Source organism: Pseudomonas sp. H3(2019), assembly GCF_007713465.1.
GTDB lineage: Bacteria > Pseudomonadota > Gammaproteobacteria > Pseudomonadales > Pseudomonadaceae > Aquipseudomonas.
Window position 1 is genome coordinate 26,710 of sequence record NZ_VMSG01000021.1, and the last position, 20,462, is coordinate 47,171.

The following is a 20,462-nucleotide window of genomic DNA, read 5'->3' on the forward strand; positions in this document are numbered from 1 at the left end:
GAAGCCGGAGAACCACTGATGTCCGAAGACAACATCCTCACCGCCCAAGGCTGGATCCGCGGCCGGTTGATCCATGAACACGGCAAGATCGTCCGCATCGAGGGTCAGCTGTGCGACCCGGCAGACAACGACCTGCCTTACCTGCTGCCGGGTTTCATCGACCTGCACGTCCACGGCGGTGGCGGCAAGGACATCATGGAAGGCACGCCGGCCTTCGACACCATCACCAAAACCCACGTGCGTTTCGGCACCACCTCACTGTTGGCTACCACCATGACCGCGCCGCCGGAAGAAATTTCCCGGGTGCTGGCCGAGGTCGGCGAGTTCTGCGAACAGCGCCCGAAAGGCTGCGCCCGGGTACTCGGCGTGCACCTCGAAGGACCCTACATCAACCCTGGAAAACTCGGTGCACAACCGAACTTTGCCCACACCGCGCTGATGGCCGAAGTCGAAGCCTACCTGGCGCTGGCGCCGATCCGGGTGATCACCATCGCCCCGGAAATTGCCGGTCACGACAAACTGATCCGCGCCCTCAGCGACCGCGGTATTCGCATGCAGATTGGCCACACCCTGGGCAGCTACGAAGAAGGCGTCGCAGCACTTAAGGCCGGCGCCAGCAGCTTCACCCACCTTTATAACGCCATGAGCCCGCTGCATCACCGCGAACCGGGAATCGTCGGCGCGGCACTGGCTCACGCCAAGTACGCGGAACTGATTCCCGACCTGCTGCACGTCCATCCCGGCGCAATCCGCGTGGCCCTGCGCTCGATCCCGTGCCTGTATTGCGTCACCGATTCCACCGCTGCCGCCGGCATGCCGGACGGCGAATACAAGCTCGGCAGCCACACCGTGACCAAATGCCTGGGCGGCGTGCGCCTGCCCGACGGCACGCTGGCCGGCAGCACCCTGACCATGGATCAGGCGCTGCGCAACCTGGTGAAGATCGGCCTGCCACTGGCCGAAGCCTCGCAACGCCTGTCGCAATTCCCCGCCGATTATCTCGGCATTCAGGAGCGCGGTCGCCTGCAACCCGGCGCCTGGGCTGACTGCGTGCGTCTGGATCGCTCACTCACACTGACCGCCGTAACGGTCGAAGGAGAAGACATTGACTTCAAAAATGCTTGAAGAGGCGCTGTCCTCGTACAAGGCCGTCGACGCTCAGTTGCGGCAACTGGATCCGCTGATGATCGAGATCGCCGGACGCTTGAACCGTCAGCCGCCGCAAGTGGCAATGACGGTTGCACGCGGCAGCTCCGATCACGCCGCGAGCTACTTCGCCTACCTGACCATGCAGCACGTCGGTATTCCGGTGGCATCGCTGCCGATGTCGGTGGTGACCATGCAGCAAGCGCCGCTGAAGGTCAGCGGTCAGGCGGTATTTGCGTTTTCGCAGTCCGGGCAAAGTCCGGATCTGGTCAACAGCCTGCGTCTGCTGCGCAAGCGTGGCGCTCTGAGTATTTCGATGGTCAATGCCGAGAACTCGCCACTGGAAGCCGCCTGTGAATTCAGTCTGCCGCTGTGTGCAGGTCTTGAGCGCAGCGTCGCCGCGACCAAAAGCTTTATCGCCACCCTCAGCGCCAGCGCGCGGCTGATCGCCCACTGGAAACAGGATCCCGAGTTGCTGCAAGCCGGCCTCGCGCTGCCAGAAGGATTGCGCGACGCCGCGACGCAGGACTGGAGCCTGGCGGTCGACGTACTGCGTGACTGCCAACGCTTGATGGTCATCGGCCGTGGTGCCGGGTTCGCGATTGCTCAGGAAGCGGCGCTGAAACTCAAGGAAACCTCGGCGATCCAGGCCGAAGCCTTCAGCAGTGCCGAAGTCAAACACGGGCCAATGGCACTCATCGACGACAACTACCCCCTGCTGGTGTTCGCCCCGCGCGGCGCCGAACAGGCTGGCTTGCTGAGCCTCGCCGCCGAGATGCGTCAACGCGGTGCCCGCGTGTTGCTGGCCGCCCCGGATGACGTCAGCGAACGCGACCTGACGCTGAGCCGCGCCGAGCACCCGGCACTGGACCCGATTCTCGCCATCCAGAGCTTCTACGTCATGGCGGCCGGCCTCGCGGTCGCTCGCGGCATGGACCCGGACCAGCCGCGTCACTTGAGCAAAGTGACCCGCACCCATTAACACGCCCGAATCGAGTGCCGAGCCATGCATAACAACAATAAAGACCTGACCCTCAGTGCCCCGCTCAGCGGCCCGGTGCTCACGCTTGCCAAGGTTCCGGACCCGGTGTTCGCCAGCGGCGCCATGGGTGACGGGATCGCCATCGACCCGCTGAACAACACCCTGCACGCGCCGTGTGCCGGGGTCGTGGTGCACGTTGCCCGTACCGGCCATGCCGTGACCTTGCGCGCCGACAATGGCGCCGAATTGCTGCTGCACCTGGGCCTGGACACCGTCGAACTGCAAGGCGAAGGGTTCTCGATGCTGGTCAAGGAAGGCAGCCGCGTCAGCAATGGCCAGGCGCTGCTGCGCTTTGATCTGGACCAGGTCGCGCAAGGCTGTAAAAGCCTGGTCAGCCTGTTGATCCTGACCAACAGCGAAGACTTTCAAGTGCTGCCGATCACCCTCAAGTCGGTCAAGGTCGGCGAGCCGTTGCTGCACATCGTGCCAAGAACCACCCACAGCGCACAGGTCGAGGCGGACAGCTCAGGTGCTGAGGTTCACGGGCACATTCGCATCATCCATCGCGGCGGTCTGCATGCACGGCCAGCGGCGCTGATCCGCCAGACCGCGCACCTGTTCAACAGCAAATCACAGCTGCATTTCGCCGGTAAATCGGCGTCGTGCGACAGCCTGATCGGACTGATGGGCCTGGGGATTGGCGAGCAGGACGAGGTTCAGGTCAGTTGCAAGGGCGCGGACGCCAAGGCGGCGCTGCAAGCCTTGTTGAACGCCTTGTCCACCGCGGTCAACGACGACAGCCACGCGGCCGCACCGACACCGATTGCCCAGCGTACCCGCACCGCCGAAGCCGGCGTGCTGAATGGTGTCTGTGCAGCGCCGGGACTGGTCGGCGGCCCGCTGTTCCAATTGGCGGCCATCCACCTGCCGGACGACACCGGCAAGCATAACGCCGAAGAACAACTGCAAGCCCTCGACCGTGCGCTGGAACAGGTTCGCAGCGAAATCCGCGAAACGCTGTCCCACGCCCAAAAGCACCAGCACACCGCAGAAGAACAGATTTTCGCCGCCCACCTGGCGCTACTCGAAGACCCGGCGCTGATTGAAGCGGCCATCCAGTCGATCGATCAGGGCAGCGCCGCCACCCACGCCTGGAGCCAGTCGATCGAGGTGCAATGCGAGGTGTTGCAACAGCTTGGCAACCCGCTGCTGGCCGAACGCGCCAACGACCTGCGCGACCTCAAGCAACGGGTACTGCGCGCGTTGCTCGGTCAGGATTGGCACTACGACGTGCCGGCCGGCGCGATCGTCGCCGCGCATGAACTGACTCCTTCGGATTTGCTGCAATTGAGCCAGCAAGGCGTCGCCGGGCTGTGCATGGCCGAAGGTGGCGCGACCTCCCATGTGGCGATTCTCGCCCGTGGCAAAGGCCTGCCGTGCCTGGTTGCCCTCGGCTTCTCACTGCTCCATCTACCGCAAGGCCAGTCGGTGGTGCTGGATGCCGACGGCGGACGCCTGGAGCTGACACCCAACAGCCAACGCCTGGAGCACGTCGCCCAGGCCCAGCGTGAACACCTGCAACGCCGCGAACGCCAACAAGCGCAAGCCCACAACCCGGCACACACCCGCGATGGTCTGCGGATCGAAGTCGCGGCCAACGTGGCCTCCAGCAATGAGGCGGCTGATGCGTTGAAAGGCGGCGCCGATGGCGTTGGCCTGCTGCGCACCGAGTTTCTGTTCGTCGATCGCCAGACTGCGCCAGATGAACAGGAACAACGCCAGGCCTATCAAGCGGTGCTGGATGCTATGGGCGACAAGTCAGTGATCATCCGCACCATCGACGTCGGCGGCGACAAACAGCTCGACTACCTGCCCCTGCCGGCCGAAGCCAACCCGGTGCTCGGCCTGCGCGGTATCCGCATGGCCCAGGTACGCCCGGAACTGCTCGACCAACAATTGCGCGCACTGCTGCAGGTCAGCCCGTTGCAGCGCTGCCGGATTTTGCTGCCGATGGTCAGCGAGCTCGATGAATTGCTGCACATCCGTCAACGCCTCGATGCCTTGTGCGCCGAGCTGGAACTGACCCACCGCCCGGAACTGGGCGTGATGATCGAAGTCCCGGCCGCGGCGCTGCTCGCCGAGCAATTGGCGGAACACGCGGACTTCCTGTCCATCGGCACCAACGACCTGTCCCAATACACCCTGGCCATGGACCGTGACCACGCCGGACTCGCCGCACGGGTCGATGCCTTGCACCCGGCGCTGCTGCGGCTGATCGCCCAGACCTGCATCGGTGCCGCCAAGCATCAGCGTTGGGTCGGCGTTTGCGGCGCTCTGGCCTCCGATCCGCTGGCGACCCCGGTGCTGATTGGCCTGGGTATCCGCGAGCTGTCCGTCAGCCCGCCGCAAGTCGGTGAAATCAAGGAACGCGTCCGCCAACTGGACGCCGCCGACTGCCGACGCTTCAGCGCCACCCTGCTCAACCTGAGCAGCGCCACGGCGGTGCGTCACGCCTGTCATCAACATTGGCCTCTGAGCTGAACAACAACAAGAACAAGAACCCAGGGAGAAACGCCATGTACCAACTCTTCATCGAGGGCTTGCAGCGCCTTGGACGGGCGCTGATGCTGCCCATCGCGATCCTGCCGATTGCCGGCCTGTTGCTGCGTCTGGGTGACACCGACCTTTTGAACATCGCGATCATCCACGACGCCGGGCAGGTGATTTTCGCCAACCTGGCGCTGATCTTCGCCATCGGCATCGCGGTCGGTTTCGCCAAGGACAACAACGGCACCGCCGGACTGGCCGGAGCAATTGGTTATCTGGTGATGGTCTCCACGCTCAAGGTGCTCGACGCGAGCATCAACATGGGCATGCTCGCCGGGATCATCAGCGGCCTGATGGCCGGCGCGCTGTACAACCGCTTCAAGGACATCAAGCTGCCGGATTACCTGGCGTTCTTCGGTGGCCGGCGCTTCGTGCCGATTGCCACCGGGTTCAGCGCGGTCGGCCTGGGCGTGGTCTTCGGTTTGATCTGGCCGCCGATCCAGCACGGCATCAACAGCTTCGGCGTGTTGTTGCTGGAAAGCGGCAGCCTCGGCGCGTTGGTCTTCGGCGTGTTCAACCGCTTGCTGATCGTCACCGGCCTGCACCACATCCTCAACAACATGGCGTGGTTCATCTTCGGCAGCTTCACCGACCCGACCACCGGCGCCATCGTCACCGGCGACCTGGCGCGCTACTTTGCGGGCGACCCGAAGGGCGGCCAGTTCATGACCGGGATGTTCCCGATGATGATTTTCGGCCTGCCGGCCGCGTGCCTGGCGATGTACCGCAACGCCCTGCCGGAACGCCGCAAAGTCATGGGCGGGATCTTCCTGTCGATGGCCCTGACCTCGTTCCTGACGGGCGTCACCGAGCCGATCGAGTTCGCCTTCATGTTCCTCGCACCGCTGCTGTATTTGCTGCACGCCCTGCTGACCGGCATGGCGATGGCGATCACCAACGCGCTGAACATCCATTTGGGCTTCACCTTCTCCGGCGGCGCCATCGACATGGCGCTGGGCTGGGGCAAGTCCATCAACGGCTGGCGGGTGTTCCCGGTAGGCCTGGCGTACGCGGTGATCTACTACGGGGTGTTTGATTTCTGCATCCGCCGCTTCAACCTGAAGACGCCGGGGCGTGAAGGTGTCGTCGTCGGTGAAAAGGTGGTGCTGAGCGAAAACCAGCGGGCCAGGGCGTACATTCAAGCCTTGGGCGGCGCTGACAACCTGATCACCGTCGGCGCTTGCACCACGCGCTTGCGCCTGGAAATGGTCGATCGCAACAAAGCCTCCGACAGCGAGTTGAAAGCCCTCGGCGCCATGGCTGTGGTCCGCCCTGGCAAGGGCGGCAGCTTGCAGGTAGTGGTCGGGCCGCTGGCCGACAGCATCGCCGATGAAATTCGCCAGGCGATGCCGACGGCAGTTTCAGTGGCTACGGCCGTTGTTGTGGTGGTTGAAGAAGCACCGAAAGCGGCGCCCGTGGCCACACCGGAAGCACAGAAATGGCTGAACGCCGTGGGCGGCAGCGATAACGTGCTGCAACTGGATTGCGTGGCCATGACCCGGATTCGCCTGCAACTGGCGGACGGTAAAGCGCTGTCGGAATGTCAGCTCAAGGACTTGGGTTGCCAGGGCGTGAGCGCGCTGGACGGTGGCGTGTGGCACCTGTTGATTGGCGACAAGGCGTTGAGTTTGAGTGAGGCGCTCGAATCGCTGGTGAATCGCAGCGAGGTCAGTGCGAAGGTTTAGCACCTTAAAAGATCGCAGCCTGCGGCAACTCCTACATTAGGGGGAGTGTGGTCAATGCAGGAGCTACCGCAGGCTGTGTAGCCTTTCGATGCAATTCAAAACCGCTGACTGTTTCCGGTTCAGCGGTTTTTTATTCACCTTTATTTAGGCTCCACAGTAAACGTCCGGGTTGGGGAGACATGTCCCTCGCTGAGAGCGTGAATGGCATGCGACCCTACCTGCAATTTGGTCAGGTGGGCAGCCCATTGGCCAGTGGCGTCCGCAATGACTGAGAAATGCTGGGTGTTATTGTCAACCACGTCCACTTTCTTGCCAGGCTCAGACCTACCTTTCACATCCACCGTGGTGTCTTTCGTGACACCGCCGTTCGGGATTGGATTTCCCTTTGAATCGGTAACCTCGGTGATGACGGGTGCCACTTTCACTGCTGAAGTCATGGTGATGCTCCTTGTGGATGACTCGGATTGAAGCCTTATCAAACCTGAGTCCTCCACGTGTGACTACTGTCATAGTTGACAGGTAGGCACGCGTTTCAGACCAACGGCAGAGCCTGACTTTTCCCGAATACAAAAAACCGCTGATCGTTTCCGATTCAGCGGCTTTCTCGTTTTGCGGCGCATGAATGAACTGCAGCGCCGCTATTCCTTGACGTAAAACTGGTCCAACTCCGACGGGTTGTAGTCATCCAGCGCCTTGTCCACCAACAGCAGAGCGCCATCGACCATCCGGCAAATCGCCAACGCCACGCTGCGTCGCGAGCCCTCGATTTCGAATGCCAGGTCGGCGGCCATCACCTTGACTGAGGCCAGATCCTCCGAGGCATTGGCCAACAGACTTTCGAGGCCCACATCGGGTGCAACGCTGAACAAGCGGTCAGAGCGCAGATCGCTGAAACGCAGTTTGGCGAGGGTGGGTTTCAGGTAGTGATCCAGGGCGCGGTGCGCGGCGTCGTGGAGCTTTTTTGAATCGAGGGATTCGTAGGGGGAAACGTCGTCGTGTTCGGGGGGGTTGGAGTTGTCTTTGATCATTGTGGAGCTCCTGAGAAAATTGGAGCGACCGACATCATTTGTAGATGCGGCGCCTGTAAGCGCCTAACAATTTTTTCGGGCTTGCAGTCCCGGTCGCTGAATTGGCAGCGACGATCAAAGGCTAGAGACGGCGCTTCCGACAGGCAACCTGAAAGATGTGTGGGAATGATCTGCCTTCTAACCCACCGGATAAACACAGGCATGCCCTTCATATTGACGCGCCGCGCATTCTGTAAGAGCTGCCGCAGGGTTCGGGCCGCGTTCGGACGATCTTTTGGCAGTGACCGGTTATTCACAGGCCGAAACAACAAAAACAAGATCAAAAGATCGCAGCCTGCGGCAGCTCAGATATCACCCACCATCAATGAAGTGACGCGCCCCAACCACTCAGGCCGTATCCCGTCCGGCGAAGTCATCTTTCCCGCTCCGCGAAGCCAAGACATGGTGTGCACTAAATTTAGTGGACACCACTTCTAACCTTTTTAAGCAGATCTTCCATGCAGCCAACACGCCGTTCTTATTCCATATCCTTCAAGGCTCAAGTCATTGCCGAATGTGCGCAGACTGACGCCCCGATCGCCAGTATTGCTTTGAGCGATACCCCGCTGCCAACGCAGTTTCCTCGTGCGCTGATCCACCACGAACCGGACAACAGCCATTGCCAATGCGGATGCGCCCCCAAACGCATTGGTGAAGATGCCAGCGAAAAGCTCGACTACATGCCCGCCGTAAGTTCTTCGACTTGCACGCGACCAATAAGAGCAGATCGCCGAAAAAGCGCTGCATTACATCGCCGCACTTTATGAAATAGAGCGCAAAGTCCGCGAACTGGAACCTAACGCTCGACAACGGATATGGTAGGAAAAAGCGACCACGATAGAAAACAGCCCGTAACTATCTTGATAAGGAGAACGTTACTTTCCGGGCGATGAGTCAAAAGTCGCTGTAACAATTTTTCTCATTCATTAGCCTTTTTTTGAAAGGTTTTTTCACACGCGCATCCTCAGCACCATAGCTCTAGCTCCGCGAGGCCATGGTTGTTGATATTAAAGATACTTAAATAAAATCAAATAATTACTTGGATTTTTGCCTGAGATTCAGTGGCGGACGCGGAAAATTTATTTAGAATTTTATTCTATTTAAACTATTTTTTATTCCGAAAAGGTATTTGCCGAACAGATTGGATCCATGTTCCATTAAATTGAAATCGTAACAAATTGTTACGTTTTTACCGCATTGCGGTACTGCTGCTGGGGCGCTTTGTCGACGGACTGACTACATCCCTCTGATCGACGATATGGTTTTTGCCTGAAAATAATTGATGTTTTTCAGCCGCTTCTGGACGGCGTGCAATCAATGGATATGAACTCTAATTATTGAGGCTTGAACCCATGAGCAGTTTGATCAACTCTATACTTGAAGATTCATCAACCCACTCTTCCATCAATTATACCAATCCAGCCTTATTGCATGATGTTTTATGGCGTGCGCTGGAGCAGGTACTGAAGGCGATACCCGACAATTCCGAAGTACCTCATGCCCAAGTATGTTTACGAATCTATGCGGAAGTAGACACTCTCTCGTACTTGGACAAAGCCGACTCAAAATTGGCGGCATCTTTGGGGAAAGCATTTTTTGAGTCTCGCTCAACTAAAGACGTTGAGGCGTTCTGGAAGTTGCTGTTAATCAAGCAGCTGTTGTTCGAGCTGTCGGTCAGAAGCGTGGCGACGACCTTGACGGCTCAAGCTGCTTTCATTCGCCCAGTTCGACCTCTTGATGCTTCCCGTTTCTCCGGTGCATTTACGACTCGAATCAGCCTGGGTCTACTGTGCAAAGAGACAGATCAACTCAAGCACTCCGTTGTTCAGTCCTTGCAGAAGCTTGCTCAGCACCTTGAAGATCAAGGCCTGAAAAAACAGTCATTAACCAAGCATTTGTTGATGGACCTGTATAACGCGGTGTGGTCAGACAGCAACGGCGTCGACATCGAGTCACAAATTTTCTATGCCGACAGCGTGTATGACGTTTTACCCGAGGTCCAGCAAACACTGGGGCTGGGGGCTACCGACCAATGGCTCAGCTTGTACACCTGGCTGTACGGTGACAAGGATGGTCGCCCATACGATACCAATCAGCACACGGAAACGCTGGTGATTGCGCTGGAGTCAGCGATACGCAAACGCTACATCGCCGACATCGATCATCTGATTAAAGACAGCGGTGCCAGGCAGCGGCTGGAAGAGATTCGATCTCGGCTGGATGAAGCACATCCCCAGGCCTTTACCGATCCCGTACAGTTGATTGAGGCCTTGGGCCGGATTCGGTTCACCCATCCAGCGGCCATCGACCGGTTGCTGATTCGAGTACGTGCCTTTGGCTTTCATTATCTGGAGATCGAGTTCCGGGAAAATGCCGAAATGTTCAGCAGCGTGGTCGATGAGATCATAGACCACGCATGGCTGGATGCGAGGGGAAATGGACAGTACCAGCACTATCGCGAACTGGATGAGGGCGCAAAAACTGAGTTACTCACCCAGGCACTTGCGGAACAACAGGCCGCCTCGCCAGCTGTGCTCTGGCAGGAATACCTGCAACGTACAGATGCCATTTATCAGGAGAAGAGCGAGGCCTATAAGGGCCAGGATTATATAGCGCTCCAGGAGCAAGATCCTGAATACATCCGTATGTACGACGCCCGCAACGCAATCGAGCGTTTTAAGCTGATCGATACCTACCGCGACCGTATGAAAATCCACGGTATTGCCGAATACACCTCATCACTCAGCGCCCTGGAAGTCATGTTTTTGATGCATGCCGCGCAGGTGCGAGATGGCATCGATATCGCCTTGCAACCTGAAGACATTGAGGGGGCTCAAGCCACCTTGCGCCTTGTACACCAACTCTATGAAAACCCGGTCTACCGGAAACACCTGCAAACACGGGGCAATCGGCAGTACATCACTTTTGGCCCCAGCGATACCGGTAAGCAAGGCGGGAAGGCGATGCACAAACTTAATATGGCTATCGCCAACCAGCACAGGCAAATCGGTGCCCGCTACGGGATTGATGTGGTGGTCCACGTCATCATGGGCGGTGAGCATGCACGGTGTAACGGAGTCATCGCCGAAACGATGAAAGAATTCGGTGCCCTTTGGAGCTCGGAGACCCGCTTCATGCTGGCCGGCTGCGCCGAAATGCGTAGCCATTTGCTGACGACCAACCAGGCGGTGAATTTCCTCAGCCAGTTGTTTTTCATGCATGCAGAACCCGAAATCAGTCCGTCCCAGGATTTGATCTCCTCACAAGTGGAACTGTGGACTCTGGTCGTTCGCCGTTATCAGCAGATCTTCTTTGAGCACCCGGCGCTACCCGCTTTGCTGCAGGACATGGCGCGTTTCGATGTCGTCCGGGCAACAGCCAAGGGCACCCGTCCGCCATCGAGGATTTTCAACATAAAGGTCTTTGAGTCGCGGCCGGATGCCATCCGAGCCATCCCCTGGACACGCGCCTTGCTGGCAAGTGGTTTACACAGCGAATTGATCGGAGTCGGGCAGTTCGCCAAGCATTCGGCGACTGAACTGCAAACAGCCTTCAATGATGACTATCGTTTCCACAACTATGTCAAAGGCATGGCTTATGCCATTGCTCGAACCGATCTGAAATGCGCTTGGCTGACCTTGACCGGCAGCCTGCCCGACAGAGAACACATCCTCAACCTGGCCGAGGAACTCAAAACCGAGACAGTGGGTACCGCCGAGCAACTGCTGGCCAGCTTGCATGTGGAGGTCATCGAGGGCAAACGTTTTGCTTATAAGGCGCTAACGGGTTCCGAGCCGGATGACCCGTGGAAAATCGAGGAACTTAGCCTGCTGAACTTATGGCCCGGACTAAAAGCGGAGGTATACCGCCGGGAAAAGAATCTGCGAATTTATCGACTGTTCCTGATCTATTCGAAAACGAACTGCGAGTTCATAAAGTCCACATCGTTAAATGACTTCTATAGTGGCTTTCTGGCGGCTGCCAATACCGACACCGGGTTGGTAGACCCTGAGTCCGCCCGACTCTTCACCTGGTAAGTCTGCGACCGATATCCATGGCAACGTGAGGTATCGGTCGTCTTCTCCTGCAGCCACTTGATATAGAGGACGACGCTAATGGCGTTTCTCACCCTAATACTTGACGCCCCTGGTCCACCATTGCTCTTTGAGGAAATAGACCGGTTCATTGAAATGGATCTGGCGATAACCCTCAACCTCCACTACTTCTTCGAAAAGGATTTAATCAAAGATCACTACGGCGCACGGATACATTACGTTGACATCGACTGCCACGATAAATCGGCGTTTATTGCCGCCGTGGTCAAGGATGGAGGTTATAACGGGTTCAAGACCCGCTTGAATATTTCCCTCGACGCCGAAGTGCTCAACGCCTGCGCCTCGCCTATCCTGAACAACCCTTTGCGGGTCATCGCTCAGGCGGGAGTCGGAATTAACCATATTGATGGGCAGGAGGCCGCCCGATGTGGGGTGACGGTACTCAATACGCCCGGCTCCAATTCGGTGGCGGTGGCGGAGTACGTGCTGGCCCAAACCTTGTTTTTATCCCGGGATCTCAATCACTACAGTGCCGAAACCCACCAGGGGCGCTGGTCCAAAGGCAGCCTGGCGCCCAGCCGGGAAATCGGCGAACTCACCCTGGGCTTGGTAGGTACCGGTCGAATCGCTCAGGTGGTGGCCGCCAAAGCCCGGGCATTAGGCATGAAAGTAATCGCAACCGGTTCGGCACGCTTCAACAAGGAAGCCTCTCTTACCTTGAAACTTGAACGACGGGAAACCCTGGACCAGCTTCTTCAGGATGCTGATGTGGTGTCCATTCACACCCCGCTTAGCGCCGAAACACGCGGATTGTTTGGTTACGAGCGCTTTGCCCGAATGCGGCAGGGGTCGATTCTGATCAATACCGCCCGAGGCGGGATCGTCGATGAACACGCACTTGCAACCTTCATGACCCAGTCACCCGGGCACATCAAGGCTGTCGCCATCGACACCTTCTGCAAGGAGAAAAATCAATTCGACTCACCTTTGGTAGGCATCGCGAATGCCGTGCTGACACCTCATATAGCCGGCAATACCGATGCCGCGATCCGCACGGCGTTCACCGAAATCATCGGCAAGCTTCATGCCTTCATCACGAGCAGCACGCTCCGTTGAATCTGACTCAAAAGAGGATAACCCCATGCAAACCAGTTTTCATGAACGACTGAAAGCCTTGAGTTGCACAGACCTGAGCGATGCCATGGATCGCCTGAAAATTAATGGACAGTGCTGCAACATCATGCCCCTTAACCGGTGCTTCAGCCTGGTCGGTAAGGCTTGGACACTCCGCTACGGCCCCGTCGGACTGGAAGGCGGAACGGTTGGTGACTATATCGATGACCTTGAAGAAGGGCAGGTGGTGGTGATCGATAACCAGGGCCGTCTGGATACCACCGTGTGGGGCGACTTGCTGACGTCCACAGCTGCGCGAAAAAAACTAGCGGGTACGGTGATCGACGGAGTCTGTCGCGATGTAGACCGGGCCCTGGAGCTGGGCTATCCGATTTTTTCCCGCGGCAATTGGATGCGCACCGGCAAAGACCGGGTGCGAGTCGAAGCGATTCAGGAGCCGGTGACCCTTGGCGGTGTACGGGTGGAGGCTGGTGACTGGCTCAGGGGAGATGGTGACGGTTTGGTGGTGGTTCCCGCCAAGCAGCTGGAGCAGGTGCTGAAGGTGGCTGAAGAAATTCACCGTGCCGAAGAGCACATTCGTGCTGCTATCGAGGCGGGTACCCCCTTGCGCCAAGCCCGTGCAGACTATGGCTACCATGCCCTGCAAACACCTCAAAGCTAGGATAAAAATCACACCGCTGTCCCGGGGGGACAGCGGTGGCTGAAAGCGGCGCTGGGCGCACAAGTGACACGCCGTAGGGGCGGAACCCTAAGCGGCCGTTACCGCAGGAATGGATATGTACACCTGCAAGAGATGGGTCGGCTGTCAGGCCGCCATCGCGAGCAAGCTCGCTCCCACAGTGGAACGAGTACTTCAAGTAAATCCCGGGCAATAAAAAACCCGCTGAAAACGCTTCAGCGGGTTTCTTGTTAAAGCGGCGGAAGATCAGAAATCCTCCAACCGCCACACCTCGTAAGCCGGCGTCTCGTAGGGATGACTCTGTTTCAGAGCCGCCACCACAGAACCAATCAACTCATCGCTGACCACCAGCTCAACCTTCCATTCCTCTACTTGCTCGACCTGCCCCGCTTCACCAATAAACGGCTGACTGCCGTCCAAAGGCCGAAACTGACCCAACCCAAGCACCTGCCACGAACAGTGATCATAAGCACCGATCCGCCCACCACCCGCAGCGAACACAGCACCCTTGACCACCTCAACATGACTGGCCGGAACAAAAAAACTGAGCTTGTACACAGCGCTTAGTTCACCCACACACGAGCGTTACGGAACATACGCATCCACGGCGCGTCTTCGTTCCACTCTTCCGAGCGCCACGAGTTCTGCACGGCGCGGAATACCCGCTCCGGGTGCGGCATCATGATGGTCACGCGACCGTCACGGCTGGTCAAACCGGTGATCCCGCGCGGCGAGCCGTTCGGGTTGGCCGGGTAGCGTTCGGTAACCTTGCCGTGGTTGTCGACGAAGCGCATCGCCACGCAACCCGACAGATCGGCTTGCAGCAACGCTTCTTCGCTGGCGAACTCGGCATGACCCTCACCGTGAGCGATGGCGATTGGCATACGCGAACCGGCCATGCCCTGCAGGAAGATCGAGTTCGACTCCTGAACCTGAACCATCGCTACACGCGCTTCGAACTGCTCGGAACGGTTACGCACGAAGTGCGGCCAGAACTCGCTGCCCGGGATCAGCTCGTGCAGGTTGGACATCATCTGGCAACCGTTGCACACACCAAGGGTGAAGCTGTCGGTGCGTTCGAAGAAGCCCTGGAACGCATCGCGTGCACGGCTGTTGAACAGCGCCGATTTCGCCCAGCCTTCACCGGCACCCAGCACGTCGCCGTAGGAGAAACCACCGCACGCCACCAGACCTTTGAACTCGTTCAGGTCGACACGGCCCGCGAGGATGTCGCTCATGTGCACGTCGATCGCGTTGAAACCGGCGCGATCGAACGCTGCGGCCATTTCCACCTGACCGTTGACGCCCTGCTCACGCAGTACGGCAACCTGTGGGCGAATGCCTTTCTTGATGTAAGGCGCGGCGACGTCCTGGTTCACGTCGTAGCTCAGCTTGACGCTCAGGCCCGGGTTGTCTTCTTCCAGCAGCACGTCGAACTCTTGCTCGGCGCAGTCGGCGTTGTCACGCAGACGCTGGATCTGGTAGCTGGTTTCAGCCCACTGACGTTGCAGCAAACCACGCTGACCTTCGAACACGGTGTCGCCGTTGAAAGTGATGCTGATTTCGCTGTTGTTCATCGGCTGACCGAGCACCGACACGCAGTCGCCCAGACCTGCGGCGCTGAACTGCGCAAGGATGTCCGGCGTCGAGTCCTGACGAACCTGGATCACCGCACCCAGTTCTTCGTTGAACAGGATCGCGGCGATGTCGGCAGAAGTTTCTGCCAGACCGTCGAGGTTCAGGCTCAGGCCGCAGTGGCCGGCAAAGGCCATTTCCACAACGCTGGTCAGCAGACCACCGTCGGAACGGTCGTGGTAAGCCAGCAGGTGACCGTCGGCGTTGAGGCCCTGGATCACCGCGAAGAAGGCTTTCAGGTCTTCGGCGTCATCGACGTCCGGTGCCTGCTTGCCGAGCTTGCCGTGAACCTGAGCGAGGATCGAAGCGCCCATACGGTTCTGGCCACGGCCCAAATCGATCAGGATCAGGTCGGTGGTGCCTTTGTCCATGCGCAGTTGCGGGGTCAGGGTCTGACGGATGTCAGTCACTGGCGCGAAACCGGTCACGATCAGGGACATCGGCGAAGTCACAGTCTTGTCGATGCCTTCGTCGTTCCAGCGCGTGGCCATGGACATCGAGTCCTTGCCCACCGGAATGGTAATGCCCAGCTCCGGGCACAGTTCCATGCCGACCGCTTTGACGGTGTCGTACAGACGCGCGTCTTCACCGGGGTGACCGGCAGCCGACATCCAGTTCGCCGACAGTTTGATGTCGGAGATCTTGCCGATGCGCGAGGCCGCGATGTTGGTCAGGGTTTCGCCGATGGCCATGCGGCCCGACGCCGGAGCGTCCAGCAGTGCCAGCGGAGTACGCTCGCCCATGGCCATGGCTTCACCGGTGTAGACGTCGAAGCTGGTAGCGGTGACGGCAACGTCAGCCACCGGAACCTGCCACGGGCCAACCATCTGATCACGGGCAACGAGGCCGGTGATGGTGCGGTCGCCAATGGTGATCAGGAAGCTTTTGCTGGCCACGGCCGGGTGATGCAGAACGCGTTCGACGCAGTCGGCAATGGCCAGGGTCGACGGATCGAAATCGTCGCCCAGCTCGGTTTCACGAACCGCCGAACGGTGCATGCGCGGAGCTTTGCCCAGCAGCACTTCGAGTGGCATATCCACCGGGCTGTTGCCGAAATGGCTGTCGGTGACAGTCAGTTGCGGCTCGGCAGTGGCTTCGCCGACAACGGCGAACGGGCAACGCTCACGTTCGCAGATTGCCTTGAAGCGTTCGAAGTCGGCCGGGCCGACCGCCAGAACGTAACGTTCCTGGGATTCGTTACTCCAGATTTCGTGCGGGGCCATGCCCGGCTCGTCGTTTGGAATGTTGCGCAGTTCGAAGCGGCCACCACGGTCACCGTCGTTGACCAGTTCCGGGAAGGCGTTGGACAGACCGCCTGCACCCACGTCGTGGATGAAGCTGATCGGGTTCTTGTCGCCCAGTTGCCAGCAACGGTCGATGACTTCCTGGCAACGACGCTCCATCTCAGGGTTTTCACGCTGTACGGAAGCAAAGTCCAGGTCCGCCGAGCTGGTGCCGGTGGCCATGGAGGAAGCCGCGCCGCCGCCCAGACCGATCAGCATCGCCGGGCCGCCCAGCACGATCAGCTTGGAGCCCACGAGGATTTCGCCTTTCTTGACGTGTTCCTCACGGATGTTGCCCATGCCGCCGGCCAACATGATCGGCTTGTGGTAACCGCGCACTTCATCGCCACGCGGGGTGGTGATGGATTGTTCGAAGGTACGGAAGTAACCGGTCAGCGCCGGACGGCCGAATTCGTTGTTGAATGCGGCGCCGCCCAATGGGCCTTCGATCATGATGTCCAGCGCGGTAACGATGCGCTCGGGTTTGCCGTACGGCACTTCCCATGGCTGTTCGAAGCCCGGGATTTGCAGGTTGGAGACGGTGAAACCGGTCAAGCCAGCCTTCGGTTTGGCGCCACGACCGGTAGCGCCTTCGTCGCGGATCTCGCCACCGGAACCGGTGGATGCGCCCGGGAACGGGGCAATCGCGGTCGGGTGGTTGTGGGTCTCGACTTTCATCAGGATGTGCACCGGCTCCTGCACCGCGCCGTACTGGCGGGTCTCAGGGTCCGGGAAGAAACGACCGGCCACGCTGCCGACGATTACCGAAGCGTTGTCCTTGTAAGCCGACAGAACGCCTTCGCTGTGCATCACGTAGGTGTTCTTGATCATGCCGAACAGGCTTTTTTCCTGGCTCTCGCCGTCAATGTCCCAACTGGCGTTGAAGATCTTGTGACGGCAGTGCTCGGAGTTCGCCTGGGCGAACATCATCAGCTCGATGTCGTGCGGGTTGCGCTTCAAGCCAATAAAGGCGTTGACCAGGTAGTCGATCTCGTCTTCCGCCAGGGCCAGGCCCAGCTCGACGTTAGCGGTTTCCAGTGCAGCGCGACCGCCACCCAGAACGTCGATCGCCGTCAGCGGCTTCGGTTCGGAATGACTGAACAGGCCGGCAGCCTGTTCGAGGTTTTCCAGCACGATCTGGGTCATGCGGTCGTGCAGACCGTCGGCGATCAGCTGTGCTTGTGCGTCGGTGAATTCACCGGTCACATAGAAAGCGATACCGCGCTCCAGGCGCTGGATTTTCGCCAGGCCACAGTTGCGGGCGATATCGCTGGCCTTGCTCGACCATGGCGAGATGGTGCCGAAACGCGGCAACACCAGGAACAGACGGCCGGTCGGCTCTTGTACCGGAACGCTAGGACCGTACTTCAGAAGGCGCGCAAGCACCTGCTGTTCGTCGCCGGTCAGGACGCCGGTAACTTCGGCGAAGTGAGCGAATTCAGCATATAAGCCACTGACAGCCGGAACCTTCTGGCTCAGTTGCTCAAGGAGTTTGCTGTGGCGAAAGGCAGAAAGGGCAGGAGCGCCGCGCAGGATCAACATCTTCGGGACAGCCTCGGAAGGGGGTGTGCTTTGAGGCCGTGCATTCTAGCCTAAACCGCCCGCGACAGCACCCGAAACGCTACACCGGGTATTGTCCGAACGTCGGCCCGGCGCCCAAAGCCTGTAACCAATGCTCATCAAGGTGCGCGCCGGGGGTTATTTTTGTTGTTACATTCAGGCCCGAGCGCCTGTTCTTGCGGGCTTTCGCCGGGTTTTGAACGCTCTAGCAGACAAGCCCTCTACTGTCGAGATATGGCGGCCGTGGTCCTTTGCGTATACTGCGCAGATGTTTTCCCCAACGGCTTTGCGTCCGCGATTAGCCAAATGGCTCATCGCAACCGGACTCTTCCTGATGCTCAGTGGCTGTGTTGATAAACCCAACACACTGGAGCGCGTAAAGGAGGATGGCGTGCTGCGTGTGGTTACCCGCAACAGCCCCGCCACCTATTTTCAGGATCGCAACGGTGAAACCGGCTTCGAATACGAGCTGGTGAAGCGCTTCGCCGACGATCTGGGCGTTAAGCTGAAAATCGAAACCGCGGACAACCTCGACGACCTGTTCGGTCAGTTAGGCAAACCTGGTGGCCCGGTGCTGGCTGCTGCCGGTCTGGTCAGCAGCGACAAACGCAAGCAGCAAGTCCGGTTTTCCCACTCGTATCTGGAAGTCACCCCACAGATCATCTACCGCAACGGCCAATCGCGGCCGACCAATGCGGCGGATCTGGTCGGCAAGACAATCATGGTGCTCAAGGGCAGCACCCACGCCGACCAACTGGCAGCGCTGAAAAAGAAATACCCTGGCATTGAATACGAAGAGTCCGACGCGGTTGAGGTTGTTGACCTGCTGCGCATGGTTGATGAAGGTCAGATCGATCTGACACTGGTCGACTCCAACGAAGTCGCGATGAACCAGGTCTACTTCACTAATGCCCGGGTTGCCTTCGACCTGGGCGACGCCAGCAACCAGCGCTGGGCGGTCGCTGCCGGTGATGACAACAGCCTGCTCAACGAAATCAACGACTTCCTCGACAAGGCCGAGAAGAATGGCACCCTGCAACGGCTGAAAGACCGCTATTACGGGCATGTCGATGTACTCGGCTACATGGGCGCCTATACCTTCGCCCAGCACTTGCAGCAACGACTACCCAAATACGAGAAGCACTTCAAGGCCTCGGCCAAGGAAGAGAAAGTCGACTGGCGACTGCTCGCCGCAATCGGTTATCAGGAATCGCTGTGGCAACCAGCGGTGACCTCGAAAACCGGCGTTCGCGGCCTGATGATGCTGACCCAGAACACCGCGCAGGCCATGGGCGTGTCCAATCGCCTGGACGCCAAGCAAAGCATCATGGGCGGTGCGAAGTACCTGGCTTACATGAAAGATCAACTGGACGACTCGATCCAGGAGCCGGATCGCACATGGTTTGCGCTGGCGGCCTACAACGTCGGCAGCGGTCACCTGGATGACGCGCGCAAACTGGCGGCCAAGGAAGGACTGAATCCGGACAAGTGGCTGGACGTGAAAAAGATCCTGCCGCGCCTGTCGCAGAAACAGTGGTACAGCAAGACCCGCTATGGCTACGCCCGTGGCGGTGAGCCGGTGCATTTTGTGGCGAACATCCGGCGTTACTACGACATTCTGACGTGGGTGACGCAGCCGCAGCTTGAGGGCGATCAGGTCGCCCAAGGCAACCTGCATGTGCCGGGCATCGACAAAACCAAACCGCCCGAAGAAAACCCACCGCTCTAAGCGGGCCACCCCAAACCAAATGTGGGAGCGAGCCTGCTCGCGATAGCAGTCTTGCAGCCAACATTTTCGTTGAATGGTAAGACGCCATCGCGAGCAGGCTCGCTCCCACAGTGTTTTATGTTTGGCTTTAAGCTTTTGCAGCCGCCAGAATCAGCGCTTTCATCTCCGAAACAGCCGACTTGAACCCGACGAACAGCGCATGCGCCACCAGCGCGTGGCCGATGTTCAGTTCGTTGATACCCTTGATCGCCGCGACGGCTTCGACGTTGTGGTAGTGCAGACCGTGACCGGCGTTGACGATCAGACCTTGCGTCAGGCCGAACGCCACGCCATCCGCCACCCGTTTCAGTTCTTCAGCCACCGCAGTCGGCGTCTCGGCGTCTGCATACCGGCCGGTGTGCAATTCGATGGCCGGTGCACCAACGCGTTTCGAGGCTTCGATCTGACGCTCATCGGCGTCGATGAACAGCGACACTTCGCAGCCGATTTTCGCCAGACGATCCACCGCCGCCTTGATCCGCGCTTCCTGCCCCGCCACATCCAGACCGCCTTCGGTGGTCAGTTCCTGACGGGTTTCCGGGACCAGGCAAATGTGCGCCGGCCGGATACGTTCGGCGAACGCCATCATCTCTTCGGTCACGCCCATCTCGAAGTTCATGCGGGTTTGCAGCACGTCCTTGAGCAACAGCACGTCGCGCTCTTGAATGTGCCGGCGGTCTTCACGCAGATGCACGGTGATCCCGTCAGCGCCGGCCTCTTCCGCGTCCAGCGCTGCTTTCACAGGATCAGGGTACCGCGTACCCCGGGCCTGACGCAGGGTGGCAACGTGGTCGATGTTCACGCCAAGAAGAATGCGATTGCTGGTGGTCACGGAAGCGCTCCAGAAGAAGAGAAAGTTCG

At 59.1% G+C, this 20,462-nt stretch carries 13 protein-coding genes and 1 pseudogene; 9 read left to right on the top strand and 5 right to left on the bottom strand.

Annotation, left to right across the window (positions count from 1 at the left end):
- Positions 1 to 18: 18 nt before the first annotated feature.
- The 4 genes from nagA to nagE are packed head-to-tail and all read left to right on the top strand — an operon-like array spanning position 19 to position 6,420.
- Positions 19 to 1,125 (top strand): N-acetylglucosamine-6-phosphate deacetylase, encoded by a 1,107-nt coding sequence (gene nagA / locus FPT12_RS20180; protein ID WP_145019080.1) that lies wholly within the window; start codon positions 19 to 21, stop codon positions 1,123 to 1,125.
- Complete coding sequence (locus FPT12_RS20185; protein ID WP_371922598.1) at positions 1,118 to 2,128, top strand: SIS domain-containing protein; 1,011 nt, start codon at positions 1,118 to 1,120, stop codon at positions 2,126 to 2,128. Before nagA ends, FPT12_RS20185 begins: the two co-directional genes overlap by 8 nt.
- Before the next feature lie 24 nt (positions 2,129 to 2,152).
- Entirely contained in the window at positions 2,153 to 4,669 is a 2,517-nt protein-coding gene (gene ptsP, locus FPT12_RS20190; RefSeq protein WP_145019086.1) for a phosphoenolpyruvate--protein phosphotransferase, read from the top strand.
- 35 nt (positions 4,670 to 4,704) lie between these two features.
- A complete protein-coding gene (gene nagE / locus FPT12_RS20195) occupies positions 4,705 to 6,420 on the top strand; it encodes an N-acetylglucosamine-specific PTS transporter subunit IIBC (protein WP_145019089.1) in 1,716 nt (571 codons plus the stop codon).
- Positions 6,421 to 6,560: 140 nt separating this feature from the next.
- On the opposite strand, the gene FPT12_RS20200 is transcribed toward nagE, so the two are convergent.
- Positions 6,561 to 6,857 carry a hypothetical protein gene (locus FPT12_RS20200; RefSeq protein ID WP_145019092.1) on the bottom strand — a complete coding sequence of 99 codons (297 nt, stop codon included), beginning with the start codon at positions 6,855 to 6,857 and terminating at the stop codon, positions 6,561 to 6,563.
- Between the two features lie 201 nt (positions 6,858 to 7,058).
- Positions 7,059 to 7,448, bottom strand: coding sequence for a DUF6124 family protein (locus FPT12_RS20205; RefSeq protein WP_145019095.1), 390 nt, complete (start codon positions 7,446 to 7,448; stop codon positions 7,059 to 7,061).
- Between the two features lie 718 nt (positions 7,449 to 8,166).
- Between FPT12_RS20205 and FPT12_RS28410 the strand changes: the two are divergent.
- The 4 genes and pseudogenes from FPT12_RS28410 to FPT12_RS20225 form a co-directional block, all read left to right on the top strand.
- Positions 8,167 to 8,303, top strand: a pseudogene (locus FPT12_RS28410) (transposase); the annotation flags it as partial.
- Positions 8,304 to 8,839: 536 nt separating this feature from the next.
- Entirely contained in the window at positions 8,840 to 11,524 is a 2,685-nt protein-coding gene (locus tag FPT12_RS20215) for a phosphoenolpyruvate carboxylase (protein WP_145019102.1), read from the top strand.
- A gap of 78 nt (positions 11,525 to 11,602) precedes the next feature.
- The gene (locus tag FPT12_RS20220) at positions 11,603 to 12,658 is read left to right on the top strand and encodes a D-isomer specific 2-hydroxyacid dehydrogenase family protein (RefSeq protein ID WP_145019105.1); all 1,056 of its coding nucleotides are present in this window, start codon (positions 11,603 to 11,605) and stop codon (positions 12,656 to 12,658) included.
- A 25-nt stretch (positions 12,659 to 12,683) separates the two neighbouring features.
- A complete protein-coding gene (locus FPT12_RS20225; RefSeq protein WP_145019108.1) occupies positions 12,684 to 13,337 on the top strand; it encodes an RraA family protein in 654 nt (217 codons plus the stop codon).
- 264 nt (positions 13,338 to 13,601) lie between these two features.
- On the opposite strand, the gene FPT12_RS20230 is transcribed toward FPT12_RS20225, so the two are convergent.
- Both FPT12_RS20230 and purL read right to left on the bottom strand, forming a co-directional pair.
- Complete coding sequence (locus FPT12_RS20230) at positions 13,602 to 13,913, bottom strand: YqfO family protein (RefSeq protein ID WP_145019112.1); 312 nt, start codon at positions 13,911 to 13,913, stop codon at positions 13,602 to 13,604.
- A 5-nt stretch (positions 13,914 to 13,918) separates the two neighbouring features.
- The gene (purL, locus tag FPT12_RS20235; RefSeq protein WP_145019115.1) at positions 13,919 to 17,815 is read right to left on the bottom strand and encodes a phosphoribosylformylglycinamidine synthase; all 3,897 of its coding nucleotides are present in this window, start codon (positions 17,813 to 17,815) and stop codon (positions 13,919 to 13,921) included.
- Positions 17,816 to 18,101: 286 nt separating this feature from the next.
- Here purL and mltF point away from each other — a divergent pair, with 286 nt between their 5' ends.
- Positions 18,102 to 19,562, top strand: coding sequence for a membrane-bound lytic murein transglycosylase MltF (gene mltF, locus FPT12_RS20240; protein WP_145019119.1), 1,461 nt, complete (start codon positions 18,102 to 18,104; stop codon positions 19,560 to 19,562).
- Positions 19,563 to 19,689: 127 nt separating this feature from the next.
- On the opposite strand, the gene pdxJ is transcribed toward mltF, so the two are convergent.
- A complete protein-coding gene (pdxJ, locus tag FPT12_RS20245) occupies positions 19,690 to 20,433 on the bottom strand; it encodes a pyridoxine 5'-phosphate synthase (protein ID WP_054593871.1) in 744 nt (247 codons plus the stop codon).
- Between the last annotated feature and the right edge of the window lie 29 nt (positions 20,434 to 20,462).